This is a genomic window from Stenotrophomonas sp. 99219_Sma, from assembly GCF_056480785.1.
Window position 1 is genome coordinate 2624089 of sequence record NZ_CM151117.1, and the last position, 12104, is coordinate 2636192.

Sequence of the window (12104 nt, forward strand, 5' to 3'; positions counted from 1 at the left end):
GCGCGGCAGGCGTTGTGGCAGCATGCGGCTTTCCGTGCAGCGGGCGTGTGACAACCCTCATGATAATGAACGATTTCCAGCAGCTGCTGCACGCCGCAGGCCAGCAGGCTGAACCGCAACGTTTGCTGTTCGTATTCGTGCGCGCCGAGCTGCCCGAATCGCCCACCGACGACCAGCGCGACCGGCATGACCGCCGCGAGGGCGGCACCCTGTCGCCGGTGCTGTGCGTGGACAAGCTGCCGGCCGAGGTACCCAGCTTCCAGGCGCTGGCGGCCGAGTCGACCACCACCGGCATCGACTGGGACCTGGTCTTCGTGGCGGCGCTGGACGGCCGCGCCGGTTTCGCGCCCAACAGCGATGAGGCCGCGCGCCCGCTGCAGCTGATGGTCAACGCCATCCATGACGGTCAGATCGGCCGCTTCGCCGCCTTCGACCGGGGCGGCGAGCCTGTTCAGTTCTATTGAGCCACCAGCTGCAGGGTCAGGAAGAAGATCACCAGCACGGTGTTCAGGCCCCAGGCCACGGTCAGCCCGCGTGCGGCCACGCCCAGGTTGGGGTTGTGCGCGGTGGGCGCCGCCCGCCAGACCGCCGGGATGATCCAGCCCGTATAGAGCAGCAGCACGGCAAACACTCCCACCAGCAGCGACGTGCGCTGGTTGGCCAACGCCCAGAGGGCCACGGCCCACAGAATGTTGCTGGGAATCACGCCCTGCAGCCAGAACACACTCCAGAGGCGCGAACGGCCTTGGGTGTCGGGGGTTGGGTGCAGCGAAGCGGTCGCGGTCATAAGTCTCCTTCTGGTTAGGAAACGTGCTGGACCAGCCTGCGCTTGGTGGCTGGGAACGTCAACCCGAGTCGCACGTCACGCTTTGGCGCTGGGGGGAGCCAGCGACGCTCGACTCAGGCCCCTGCGGAGCCTGTCGCCATCGCCCCGCCACACCCGTGCCCTTCCCTCCCCCAACCTCGACACCTGTCGCAGATTGCACGGTGTGGACGGATCACCACGCCAGCCAGCGCTGGCAGTGCTTAACAGCGTGGGAGAATGCCGAAAGCGTCTCCAATCGAGTGATGTTTGCAACTCTTCTGATTGGCATTGCACAGCGCCAGGGGCTCAGATGGCGTGCCACCGGAAAAGGGTGGCCGGGCTTCGAATCCCGTGTTGGCTTTGAGTAAGTGCGCTTGCCAGCCGGCGTCACCATGCGTGGCGCCGGCTGGCAATCCGTCTGCCGGCTATGGCGGGCGGTGCGTTGGGGGCGTTCGCGCCCGCCGGCTTGAAGCCAACCCGGATTCGAACCACGTACCGCCCGCCACCTTTCGGGTGGCGGCTACCGATTGCCCTGCACGGAGCTCTGCCATGAACGAATCGGACTTCCCCCATCTGCACGCCTATCGCAGTACCGCCCACGACGACGGTTCGCCACAGGCTGCGCCCGCAGTGGACAGGAACACCTTCATTGCCAATCTCAACCGCATCGGCTCCGGTGCGGCGGCCGATGGCCAACGGTGGCCGGAGCGGCATCAACTCCCCGGCCGCTGCCTGGCCCTGGCCGATGCCGATTGCGCGTTGAGCGGGTTGCGTGTGGTGCTGGAAATGCTGCTGGCGGCGGAGCGCACCCGCCAGAACGGCGAACCGGAAGAGTACGTGGGCGACCGGGTGATGGAGGGGTTGGTACTGGCCAGCCAGTCATTGTGCGCGCAGGCGGTGGGGCGGTTGCAGCCTGAAGGGTGAATGCCATGCGCCACGGCCTTCAGCGAGGACCGCTTTCAGCAGGCGTCAGTGCTTGCTGAAAGCACTTCTCAGATCGACGCCGATGATCGAAGAGAAGTCCACCTTCCACAGCTCCAGCTCGAAGAGCTGATCGTGATTATCCAGGCACAGGGTGACTCTCACCGGCACGCCGTCAGCATCGGCAAGCATGGCCGTAGCAATGTCACTGCCGAAAAGCTGGGTCGTGCTGGACAGGAACACCACGCCCCCGAATCCGACGACACCCACATCCTCCACCTGAGCGAGCGCCAGATCCTTCAACAACCGTTCGGACAGCTCGGTCGTCTCCGGCAGCAGCCTGTGGATGAGGGAGACCTCGTCGGGGATGAGGAACCTGGGCACGGGATGTCCTTCAGGGCACTGCACCCGCCATCGGCAGATGCTCGATCCGCCATGTCCTGGCGTAGATGAGAATGACGCTTCCGGTCGAGCTGGTCTCGAGACGGAAACACTTCAGGCCGGACAGCGGATAGCCGACCGCCTTCCAACGATCAAGAAGATCAGCAAGTCCCGGCTCGTTATCGTCAACCCTGGCGAACTCAATTCGCTCTTCACCCAGTAAAACTGGCAGAGCGTTCTGCGCGAGCAGACATCCTGTGCAGCATGAGCCGGATAGGAAACAGCCATGACAACGCATCGATGGAGAACTTCTTCCAGCGACAGTAGCGGGAACATACAAAGCAGAGGATCTAAAGCAATCACGACGAGACACGCGCAAACGTCGCCCTGCACATCGAGATGTTCTAGAACCCAAGACAGCGCCACGGCTCCAGCGACGAGCCGCCCCAATAAAGTTCGAGACGCAGCAGGCACTTGGCGGCTGATGGCTACCCGGGAAACACTGGACGATTAACCTTTGGATCAGGCCCCGCCCAGCTTCTTAACATTCTTCTCCTTCACCACGTCCAGCATCGATTTGACCGCCTCAACTCCATGATTCAGGGCCACTATTAGAGAATCGCAAAGTTTCAGATCATGATCATCCAACGCCGGGACTAGTTCCTTCAGCAACTTCAGCGCTAGATCCGTCTTCCCCAATAGCGCCAATGCAGTTGCATGATTGATATGAGCGTGAGCACCTCTCAAGCCCCGCGTCTCAAGAAATGATGCAAATTCCATCAAGGTCATTGAAGACTTCGCTTCAATAACGTTTCGCAGCTCGATCGATGAAAGAATGCTCTCAACCACATCATCGTCTGCCATTTGATCCCTTCCGATAAACGGCCGATCCGCGATTCGGCTGCTGTAGGAAAGATGCGGCCCAAAGGAGTCAAACAATGGAAATACAAAATTCCATACATAGAGCCCCCTTGGGACGAACTCCAGAACAATTCCTTGTGCCACATAGTCATAGTCACTTCGGAAAAAATATCCGCTTGACCCGCCGATCAGGCCGGACCTTTTCCGCAGAAGGCTGCAAATGTATCGCTTGTTCATCTTATCAACGGCCTTCAGGCTTAAGTTCCACCACGAGAGTTCCCTCGGGGAGATTCTTGACGTACTTATTGTACTGATCCCAGGAGATGTAAGCCCAACCAGTCTTCAGATCGAAGATGGCTTGAGGTGCATCAACTGGGCCGTACACAGCGTCCGCCCGTGAGGACCCCGGGTACCCATACCTAACAACCCTACGGCCAGCGTAGCTCACCTCAGTCGCATACTGAGACGTCGGGCATGTGGTATCCACCAGGCGCTTGAACTCACTATGGATGAGCGTTCCGCGTATCCAAGGCAGTGAGCAACGCCATCCACAGGTGGCGTCAATGGTGGACGCTGCTTGGTTTGCCAGCCTCTGGAGCCGATTTCCGACCGCCTGCAACTCCGGTGAAACAGGTACGGCCTGAGGTATGTATTTTTTATCGGCCAAGCCTAGCGGATCGACACGGCCAGTGGGATCTCCGCTTCCATACGCGAACGAGTGCAGTCCACCCATCAACCCAATCGGATCGCTCTGGGTATACCGCCCCACTGCCGGGTCGTATTCCCTCCGATAGTTGTAGAACAGCCCACTCGCATCCGTCGCCTGTTGGCCCGGGAATCGCAGCGCCAACTCGAATGCCACGCCATCGCCGTCCGGGTCGGTACTCGGAATCTGGTTGCCGAACACCTCGCTCTTGTTGCTCCACTCCCAGATCGCCACATCGCGCGCCGGGTCGATCACCACGCGCGGCGTACCCAGATGGTCCGGCTGGATGTAGGCCAACTCCGGCACACCTGCGCTTGGCACGCTGATCAGCGCCACCGGGTAGTTGTCCAGCCAGATGGCCTGCTGCTGCGCCTGGCCCGTGGCCGAGTAGTTGCCCAGCCACTGCCCTGATTCGTTATACAGGGTGATCTGTGCAGCGCCACCAGCCGGGGTGCGCAGCACGCGCTCGCCGCGATGGTTGTAGGCGTAGCTTTCCAGTACGGCGTTGCCTTGCTTCACCGCGTTCATGCGGTTGGCATCGTTGTAGATGAACGTCTTGCCGCCGATGCTGGTGGTGTTGCCCACCGCGTCATGGTTGCGCGCTTCACCATCCACCGCAGTCAGGCGATGACTGGTTGCGGGATAGGTGTAGCTGGCAGTGCCTGCCGACGTGGTCAGCGCGGTGCGATTGCCGGTGGCGTCGTAGGCATAGGTTTCAATCGGCGTGCCGGTCGCACCGTCCTGGGTCTGGGTCAGGCGACCCAGCGCGTCGTAGGCGTACTTGGCCAGTACCGTCGAGCCAGTGCCGTTCTTCAGCTCGGTGATCGAACCGACCGGATCATAGCCGTAGCCCAGCGACAGGCCACCTGCGGCCGGGTCATGTACCGCCTGCGGGCGGTAGTCCAGATCCAGCGGACGCTGCAGCTGGCGGCCATTGCCGTAGGTCCAGCCGGTCGCCGGACCGAAGGCTGCATAGCTCACGTTGTTCACCACGATCTGGCGCGCCTGGCCGGGCCGGGTCAGGCCGATCTGGCTAATGCGGCCCTGGATATCACGCACGTAGTCGGCCACGCTGCCGTCGGGGTAGGTCAACGCAGTCAGACGGCCCGACTTGCTGTAGGCGTAGCGCAGCGTGCTGGCCACACCATTGACGGTCTGCACCTTGCGGGTGACCTGACCGAAGCGGTCATGGCAGTACTGGGTGCTGCCGTTGGCATGCAGCACCTGCCCCAGCCGCCCCTTGGCGAAGCGCTCGTCGGCGGCGCAGGCCGCTGGCGCCACGTCATAGCTGTAGCCTACGTCCAGATTGGGGTCCGGATAGGCGACTCCGATCAAACGGTTCAGCGCATCGTAGTGATAGGTGGCGGTGACGCCGCGCGCGTCGGTAGCGGTCTTGCGATTGCCTGCCGCGTCCACGGTGTAGCTGCTGGCGCCACTGTCCGGGCTGACCTGTCCGGTCAGATCACCGAAGCCGTTGTAGGCGTAGGTGGTGTGCAGGCCCTTCGGATCAGTGACCTGGGTGACCTGGTCCAGCGCGTTGTACTGGCTGCGGATCTCCGCCGCGACGCCGCCCACGTCCTGCAGGGTCTGGGCCAGGCGGTTCAGCGGGTCGTACTGCTGGCTGGTCACGCGCTGCAGTGCGTCGGTCACCGTCTGCAGGTTGCCGTTGGCATCGTAGGCAAAGCCGGTAGCGTGATTGCCTGCGTCCTTCAGCGCGGTCAGCTGGCCGAGCGTGTTGAACGTGCGTGCCAGGGTACGGCGCAGCGTGCCACCGGTGTCCAGCGTGTCTTCCTTGAGGCGGTTGCCGGCATTGTCCAGTGTGTAGTGAATCGTGTTGCCTGCGTTGTCCTCGATGTCGGTCAAGCGCAGCGCAGCATCGTAGACGTAGGAAACGCTGCTGCCATCCGGCTCGGTGATCTTCTGCACCTGGCCCGTCGGCCAATAGCTCAGCTGGGTGACCCGATCCTCGGCAGTGGTCGCGCCGCGTACGGTGATCGAGGTCGGCCAGCCGCGAGCATGGTACGTGTAATCGGTGACCACGCCGTTGGCGTCCTTGACCGACAACGGCCGCCCGAACGCGTCGTAGGCCAAGGTCTCGACCGTCTGGCCCAGCGCATTGGTCACGCTGCGCAGGTCGCCCTTCCGGTAGCCACAGGTAGCGTTGGTCGCGCAACCCGCATCATCCGCCGGGTAGTAGGCGTAGGTAACGGCATCAACCACATCCGTGCGCGGACCATCCACGCTCTTCAGCAGCCCTTCCACAGGGCAGCTCCCTGCCGCAGCCACGTCCGCGGCTTCGCAATACGTGTAGCTGGTGATGCGCGTCTGACCTGACGCGATGTCGGTCACCGTGTTGGTTGTCGGCTGACGCCGGGTATTGAAGGACGTTCGGGTTTCACGATTGCCGACGCGGGTGGTCAGTACCGCATTGGTTTCGACGTCGCGCGCGGTGGTCACCACCCGCTGTTCGGGCAGGCCGACCGCTTCGGTCACGGTATGGATGCTGACGGCACGACCGCTCACCGGATCGGTGCCCTGCGCATAGGTGTGCTTGGTCTGGATGCCGCGGCGATCGGTGTAGGTATCCAGGCGCCGGCGGAAGTCGACACTCTGGTCGTAGTAGGTCCGGCTGACGGTTCCCTGCGAATCACTCAGGCCGGTTACCTTGCGCGACGGCGCGGTGTCGCCGCCGGGTGTCAGGGTGTAGTCGGTCTGCCGCCCAAGCGCGTCGGTCACGACTGCACCGCCGTTGGGGCTGTAGGCCAGTGTCACACCATCGGCACCGCCGGCATGCTGACTGGAGATCACACGGCCGATGGAATCGTAGGTAAAGGTGCTGTAGCGGCGACCGTCCTCGGCGGTGATACCCGTCAGGTGCTGGGGGAAAGCCTGGTTCTCGTAGTGATACGTCCGCACGCCACCACCCGCATAGGTCACCGTGGCGACCTGGTTCTGCGGCGTGTAGGTATAGGTGGCGAGCGCAATGCCTTCGACCAGCACCGAACTGATCAGCGCCTCATAGTCGCTGGACTGGTAAACGAACTCCAGTGTGCGGCCACTGCTGTGCGTGACCGCCGCAAGGCGGTCGCTGTCGTCGTAGATGTAGGTCAGCGACGTGCCATCCGGGAAGCGCTTGGCGGCAAGACGCCCGTCCGCGCCGAAGGTAGAGATGGAATCCGCCGAGTACAGTGTCCAGTTGCCGTTCTGGACCAGACGATCCCCACTGTCGTCGTCCGCCTCATAGGCTTGGCCGACCTTCTTGAATGCACGCTGGAAACCGGTGCTTTCAATGATGCCCACACTGTCAACGCCATCCAGTGCCAGGTGGGCGCCCAGCGAATGGGTCCAGCCATAGCCGAAGCCACCGGATGAGGTGGAGATGCCGGAGTGATAGAAGCGCGTCAGCGCGATCCAGCCCAGATCGAAGTCCTGCGCGATCTCGTACTTCTCGCCCGTTTTGACATCACATGGGTTGCCGACATTGCCGTCGCAGGTACCGCCGTTGGAGGCCGGGTCATTGTCGGGAATCGGACTCATGTTCGCAGCTGTATCGTTGCGGGACATGGGGCAGCTACCGTTGCCGCCGTCCTTGTCGCACTTTTGCGACTTCGAGGTGATGGTCGCAACGAATTCTTCGCTGACGCAGGCGTTGTGCTTGTTGGACCACTGCGTGAAGGGGATCGGGCAGTTCAAGCGTCGCATGCGAGCAAGCCCTGTCGTTCCTGCGTCGAAGGGCACGCACGGAGACTCCGCCGAATTGCTGCCCAGCATGCCGGTGACCCGGTACTCCCTGACCTCCGAAATTCCGTCCATCCCTGGAGCAGTTGGGCCCCATTCTCCTTCCGGCACAGCAGTTTCCCCAGGACACTGGGGATTGATGTCCTGCAAGTCTGCAATGAGCGCTTCCAGCACTTCCTCTTCGGACAGGAAGCCACCATCACCCGCGCCGTAGTAGGTCCAGTCAGGGTCGGATGGCTGCGTCTTTCCCATCCAGTAGGTAATCGACGTGTTTCCGTTCAAGTCCACGACTTTCGACTTGATCTTGTCGACGTACTGCCAGCCGAACTGGAACTCCGGCGGGAACGGGCTGGGCGCCGGCAGATTCTTGATGGCGGCCACCGCCGCCTGCTGGGTCTTGTATTGGGTCGCATCGCCTCCGGGCTGCGAAATACGCCAGGTGATCTTGCTTTCCTGCGCCTGTGCCACAGCAGGGGCGACGAAGCCGACGGCAACAATCGCCAGCACGGCACGCGAGAGGGTCTTCAGTCGTTCCAACATCCCTGTTCTCCTTCCTGGACGAACACAGCGCCGGCGGGAACGAGAACGCGGGGGTAGAGCCCCATCACGTCATGCTTCGGATCGTCCCTGGTCCGGAATGCGGCAGTGCCACATGCCGCCTTTATCGTTGAAGACGGTGACATATTCAAGTCAAGGCCCGCGACATCCGTCACATTTCCACCCGCGCGGATTCCAGATCCAGCCGATTACCGCGACAGCTTTCGGAGCAGCCTGCGGGCAGGAAACATCTGCAACCGCCTGCATCCCTCACGCATCAGAAGATCCTGGACACCCATGGAACAGGATCATGAGGCGCATTCCCCCGCATCGCCGTACCGTACTGGGCACTCGCCGTTGGCCCAGCACTGCCATCGCCATCCTCACTCTGCTGACGCTTCCCCTGGCCACCCTCGCCTCCCCCGTGCTGGAGAGCGCCTGTTCCCTCGCCGCCTGCCCGGGCGAGCGCATCATCGACGTTCCCTTCGACGTCATCGACGGGCGCATCCATGTGGAGGTGCAGGTCAACGGCAGCGGCCCGTACCGCTTCGCCATCGATACCGGCGCCAGCGGCATGGCCCGCGCGGACGCCCGCCTGGTCCGTCAACTGGCGCTGCCGGCGGACGCCAGCACTCACCACTCCGACGGCGTGCAGACAGCGCGGGCCGACACAGTGCGCATCGACGCCCTGGCGCTCGACGGGCTGCGCCACAGCGACGTGACCGCGCTCACCCGCGACTACAACGCACGGCAATCCAAAGACGCAGTGTTCGACGGCATCCTTGCGCGCGGATTCTTCGCTGATGGCGTGCTGATCATCGACTACCCGCAACGGCGCCTGCAGTTCCGCCGCGACATCGATCTCCTGCCCGCGCAACCAGACACGCTGGCCTATGCACGCGCCTTCCGCATCCCGGTGAAGATTGGAGCAGTCAGCACGGAGGCGCAGCTGGACACCGGCGCCAACGTCGCGATGGTGCTGCCCACTGCACTCTTCCGGCAGGCCGCCGGTACCGCAGTGACCACCGGGGATCGACTGACCCTCAGTCACGGCGAGGTCGATGGCGGACGCGCACGGCTGGATGCCACCGTATTGATTGGCGGCCTGGCACTGCAGGGGCTGCACGTACGGGTGTCCGACCGCTATCCCGAGGCGGTGGTGGGCGCCCATGCGCTGCAGGAAGCGGTGGTGCTGATCGATCAGCGCAGCCAACAGGTGGCGATCTGCCCAAGCAGGCACCACCGCAACTGAGTCACTGTCGGCGTGCTGCCCGCCATGCCGGCCACGCTTCAGCGATCACGCCCACTGCCGACCTCAGGAACAACAGGGCGATCACTGCACCGACGACAATGTCCGGCCAGCCGCGCCCGGTCATAGCCACGCCACCTGCGGCCACCAGCACGCCCTCAGACGCCGGTCGCCCCCGCCGCCCGCGCCAGCTCGGCCGCCAGCGCATCGCCCTTGCGCTCGCTGTAACGGTCCACGAGGTAGTCGGCGCGGCCGCGGGTGAGCAGCGTGAACTTCACCAGTTCTTCGACCACATCCACCACACGATCGTAGTAGGGCGAAGGCTTCATCCGCCCGTCTTCGTCGAACTCCTGCCAGGCCTTGGCCACCGACGACTGGTTGGGAATGGTCAGCATGCGCATCCAGCGGCCCAGTACCCGCAGCGTATTGACCGTGTTGAACGACTGCGAGCCGCCGCAGACCTGCATCACCGCCAGCGTCCTGCCCTGGGTCGGCCGCACGCTGCCATCTTCCAGTGGCAGCCAGTCGATCTGGTTCTTGAACACGCCGGTCACCGTGCCGTGCCGCTCCGGGCTGACCCACACCTGCCCTTCCGACCAGTGCGACCACTCGCGCAGCCGCTGCACTTCCGGATGCCCCTTGTCCACGCTGTCCAGCAGCGGCAAGGCATGTGGATCGAACACGCGCGTGTCGCAGCCCAGATGCTGCAGCAGGCGTTCGGCCTCCAGTGCCAGCTTGCGGCTGAACGACTGCGGCCGCAGTGAGCCGTACAACAGCAGGATGCGTGGCGGCCCCTGGCGTTCGGCGGCCAACCGCTGGTGATCAGGGAAGCGAGGCTTCCCTCAGATGGGGCAACGAAGGACTTGTGATCGGCTTATTCATTCGACTATTCTAGAAATATGGAAACATCGAATGCAATCGCTGCGCTCACCGCGCTCGGCCACGCCACCCGCCTGGCGGCCTTCCGCCTGCTGGTCGAAGCCGGCCCGGCCGGTCGCATGGCCGGCGACATCGCCACAGCCCTCCAGGTTCCGCCCGCCACCCTCAGCTTCCACCTGAAGGAGCTGGTACAGGCCGGACTGGTCGAGAGCGAGAGCCAGGGCCGCCACGTCTGCTACCGCGCGAACTTCAGCGCAATGACCGGCCTGATCGAGTACCTCACGCACAACTGCTGCGCCGGTTCGCCCAGCGAACAGTGCACGCCGTCGGGCAATCCCTGCAGCTGCTGATACGGAAACGCCACCATGTCCCGCTCCATCCTGTTTCTCTGTACCGGCAACAGCGCGCGCAGCGTGCTGGCCGAAGCCACCTTGCGCGCATGGGGCGGCGACCGCTTCACGGCCTTCAGTGCCGGCAGCCACCCGACCGGCCAGGTCAATCCATTCGCGCTTGCACAGCTGCGCGCGGAAGGCATTCCGGTGGCGGGACTGCGCAGCAAATCCTGGGATGAGTTCGCTGATGCCGCCCCCATGGATCTTGTGATCACCGTCTGCGATGCGGCGGCAGCGGAAGCCTGCCCCGTGGTGTTCGGTGACTTCATCCGCAGCCATTGGGGCCTGCCGGACCCGGCCGAGGCAGAGGGCAGCGCTGCCGACAAGGCCGCCGCCTTCGCCCACGCGCATGCCATCGTGAAGGCACGCGTGCAGGCCCTGCTGGCGCTGCCCGGGCACGTGTGGCAAGACCGCGGAATGCTGCAGCAGGCGCTGGACCAGATCGGCCATCTGCTGCCGGCAGCGCGCACGCAATGAGCACAGGGGCACCGATGGGCCTGTTCGAGCGCCACCTGACGCTCTGGGTCGCGCTGTGCATCATCACCGGCACGCTGCTCGGGCACGTCCTGCCAGGTGCTTTCGCCTCCCTGGCGGCGGCTGAAGTGGCCAAGGTCAACCTTCCGGTGGCGGTGCTGATCTGGCTGATGATCATTCCGATGCTGCTGAGGGTGGATTTCGGTGCCATGCGCCAGCTGGGCCAGCACTGGAAAGGCATCGGGGTGACGCTGTTCATCAACTGGGCGGTGAAGCCATTCTCGATGGCGCTGCTGGGCTGGCTCTTCCTGCGCCACGTCTTTGCGGACTGGCTGCCCGCCGGCCAGATCGACAGCTACATCGCCGGCCTGATCCTGCTGGCGGCCGCGCCCTGCACGGCCATGGTGTTCGTATGGAGCAACCTGTGCCGCGGCGATGCCAACTTCACGCTGAGCCAGGTGGCACTGAACGACGCGATCATGGTGGTGGCCTATGCGCCGGTGGTGGCGCTGCTGCTGGGGCTGTCGGCCATCACCGTACCGTGGGATACGTTGCTGCTGTCGGTCGGCCTGTACATCGTGGTTCCGGTACTGGTGGCCGCATTGCTGCGGCGCTGGATCCTGTCGCGCCATGGCGAATCCGGGCTGCAGACGGCGCTGCGCCAGCTGGGGCCACTGTCACTGTCGGCGCTACTGCTGACGCTGGTGCTGCTGTTCGGGTTCCAGGGCCAGCAGATCGTGCAGCAGCCGATGGTGATTGCGTTGATCGCGATCCCGATCCTGATCCAGGTCTATTTCACCTCCGGCCTGGCCTACCTGCTCAACCGGCGCCTGGGTGTGGCGCATTGTGTGGCCGGGCCGTCGGCACTGATCGGCGCCAGCAACTTCTTCGAACTGGCGGTGGCGACGGCCGTGGGCCTTTTCGGTGTCCACTCCGGTGCGGCGCTGGCCACGGTGGTGGGGGTGCTGATTGAAGTACCCGTGATGCTTTCGGTGGTGAAGATCGTGAATCGATCGCGCGACTGGTATGAGGTACGCGAGCGCGCCTGAGGCAGCCATGCCGGAGGCCGCTGCGTCGTGCCCGAGCCGCCAGTTGCAACGCCGTGGAATGCGCCCTGCTGCAACGGTGACAGCTCAAAAGTCCGTTCACACTCCCTGATCC

11 protein-coding genes and 1 pseudogene are annotated in these 12104 nt (G+C 63.8%); 7 read left to right on the plus strand and 5 right to left on the minus strand.

Features of this window, described 5'->3' with window-relative positions; all coding sequences use genetic code 11:
- The first annotated feature begins 59 nt into the window (after positions 1-59).
- Entirely contained in the window at positions 60-464 is a 405-nt protein-coding gene (locus ACZK13_RS12040; RefSeq protein ID WP_317618064.1) for a ribonucleotide reductase subunit alpha, read from the plus strand.
- Here ACZK13_RS12040 and ACZK13_RS12045 read toward each other — a convergent pair.
- Positions 458-787, minus strand: coding sequence for a hypothetical protein (locus tag ACZK13_RS12045; RefSeq protein WP_253145093.1), 330 nt, complete (start codon positions 785-787; stop codon positions 458-460). The two genes, ACZK13_RS12040 and ACZK13_RS12045, sit on opposite strands and share 7 nt — an antisense overlap.
- Positions 788-1354: 567 nt before the next feature.
- Here ACZK13_RS12045 and ACZK13_RS12050 point away from each other — a divergent pair.
- Positions 1355-1729 carry a hypothetical protein gene (locus ACZK13_RS12050; protein ID WP_071227924.1) on the plus strand — a complete coding sequence of 125 codons (375 nt, stop codon included), beginning with the start codon at positions 1355-1357 and terminating at the stop codon, positions 1727-1729.
- A 45-nt stretch (positions 1730-1774) separates the two neighbouring features.
- Here the strand turns inward: ACZK13_RS12050 and ACZK13_RS12055 are convergent, their stop codons facing one another.
- Positions 1775-2110 (minus strand): DUF6984 family protein, encoded by a 336-nt coding sequence (locus ACZK13_RS12055; RefSeq protein ID WP_253145091.1) that lies wholly within the window; start codon positions 2108-2110, stop codon positions 1775-1777.
- Positions 2111-2330: 220 nt separating this feature from the next.
- Here ACZK13_RS12055 and ACZK13_RS12060 point away from each other — a divergent pair.
- Positions 2331-2592: pseudogene (locus ACZK13_RS12060) on the plus strand (IS3 family transposase); the annotation flags it as partial.
- A 37-nt stretch (positions 2593-2629) separates the two neighbouring features.
- Here ACZK13_RS12060 and ACZK13_RS12065 read toward each other — a convergent pair.
- Entirely contained in the window at positions 2630-3205 is a 576-nt protein-coding gene (locus ACZK13_RS12065; protein WP_229298137.1) for a hypothetical protein, read from the minus strand.
- Between the two features lie 4 nt (positions 3206-3209).
- The gene (locus ACZK13_RS12070) at positions 3210-7952 is read right to left on the minus strand and encodes an RHS repeat-associated core domain-containing protein (RefSeq protein WP_253145089.1); all 4743 of its coding nucleotides are present in this window, start codon (positions 7950-7952) and stop codon (positions 3210-3212) included.
- Positions 7953-8259: 307 nt separating this feature from the next.
- Here ACZK13_RS12070 and ACZK13_RS12075 point away from each other — a divergent pair, with 307 nt between their 5' ends.
- Positions 8260-9201 carry an aspartyl protease family protein gene (locus ACZK13_RS12075; RefSeq protein WP_478481716.1) on the plus strand — a complete coding sequence of 314 codons (942 nt, stop codon included), beginning with the start codon at positions 8260-8262 and terminating at the stop codon, positions 9199-9201.
- A gap of 155 nt (positions 9202-9356) precedes the next feature.
- Here ACZK13_RS12075 and arsH read toward each other — a convergent pair whose 3' ends face one another.
- Entirely contained in the window at positions 9357-10010 is a 654-nt protein-coding gene (arsH, locus tag ACZK13_RS12080; protein ID WP_253145085.1) for an arsenical resistance protein ArsH, read from the minus strand.
- Positions 10011-10097: 87 nt separating this feature from the next.
- Between arsH and ACZK13_RS12085 the strand changes: the two genes are divergently transcribed.
- The 3 genes from ACZK13_RS12085 to arsB are packed head-to-tail and all read left to right on the plus strand — an operon-like array spanning position 10098 to position 11992.
- Positions 10098-10427 (plus strand): ArsR/SmtB family transcription factor, encoded by a 330-nt coding sequence (locus ACZK13_RS12085; RefSeq protein ID WP_049423024.1) that lies wholly within the window; start codon positions 10098-10100, stop codon positions 10425-10427.
- A gap of 15 nt (positions 10428-10442) precedes the next feature.
- Positions 10443-10946: an arsenate reductase ArsC gene (locus ACZK13_RS12090; RefSeq protein ID WP_253145076.1), complete on the plus strand. Its 504-nt coding sequence runs from the start codon at positions 10443-10445 to the stop codon at positions 10944-10946.
- Positions 10947-10960: 14 nt separating this feature from the next.
- The gene (gene arsB / locus ACZK13_RS12095; protein WP_253145119.1) at positions 10961-11992 is read left to right on the plus strand and encodes an ACR3 family arsenite efflux transporter; all 1032 of its coding nucleotides are present in this window, start codon (positions 10961-10963) and stop codon (positions 11990-11992) included.
- The last annotated feature ends 112 nt before the right edge of the window (positions 11993-12104 follow it).

Coding starts and splice junctions, on each gene's coding strand:
- ACZK13_RS12075 (WP_478481716.1), top strand. CDS start 8,260: ATGAGGCGCATTCCCCCGCATCGCCGTACCGTACTGGGCACTCGCCGT.
- ACZK13_RS12050 (WP_071227924.1), top strand. CDS start 1,355: ATGAACGAATCGGACTTCCCCCATCTGCACGCCTATCGCAGTACCGCC.
- ACZK13_RS12085 (WP_049423024.1), top strand. CDS start 10,098: ATGGAAACATCGAATGCAATCGCTGCGCTCACCGCGCTCGGCCACGCC.
- ACZK13_RS12065 (WP_229298137.1), bottom strand. CDS start 3,205: ATGAACAAGCGATACATTTGCAGCCTTCTGCGGAAAAGGTCCGGCCTG.
- ACZK13_RS12045 (WP_253145093.1), bottom strand. CDS start 787: ATGACCGCGACCGCTTCGCTGCACCCAACCCCCGACACCCAAGGCCGT.
- ACZK13_RS12070 (WP_253145089.1), bottom strand. CDS start 7,952: ATGTTGGAACGACTGAAGACCCTCTCGCGTGCCGTGCTGGCGATTGTT.
- ACZK13_RS12090 (WP_253145076.1), top strand. CDS start 10,443: ATGTCCCGCTCCATCCTGTTTCTCTGTACCGGCAACAGCGCGCGCAGC.
- ACZK13_RS12040 (WP_317618064.1), top strand. CDS start 60: ATGATAATGAACGATTTCCAGCAGCTGCTGCACGCCGCAGGCCAGCAG.
- arsB (WP_253145119.1), top strand. CDS start 10,961: ATGGGCCTGTTCGAGCGCCACCTGACGCTCTGGGTCGCGCTGTGCATC.